The organism is Shigella sp. FC1967 (assembly GCF_001743005.1).
In the GTDB taxonomy this organism is placed as follows: Bacteria; Pseudomonadota; Gammaproteobacteria; order Enterobacterales; family Enterobacteriaceae; genus Proteus.
In genome coordinates this window covers 1-216 of sequence record NZ_MIIZ01000448.1, presented here as the reverse complement: position 1 = coordinate 216, position 216 = coordinate 1, and the positions used below count along the sequence as shown (strand labels likewise).

The 216-nt window shown below is 45.8% G+C and carries 1 pseudogene; it reads left to right on the top strand.

Going from position 1 to position 216, the window contains the following annotated elements:
- Positions 1 to 216: pseudogene (locus tag BHE89_RS03925) on the top strand (50S ribosomal protein L2); the annotation flags it as partial.

The following is a 216-nucleotide window of genomic DNA, read 5'->3' as shown; positions in this document are numbered from 1 at the left end:
GCGACAGTAGAACGTCTGGAATATGATCCAAACCGTTCAGCTAACATCGCTTTAGTGCTGTATGCTGATGGTGAACGTCGCTACATTCTGGCTCCAAAAGGCCTGAAAGCGGGTGATAAAGTTCAGTCTGGCGTTGATGCTGCTATCAAAGCGGGTAACACCTTACCAATGCGTAATATCCCGGTTGGTTCTACAGTTCATAACGTAGAAATGAAA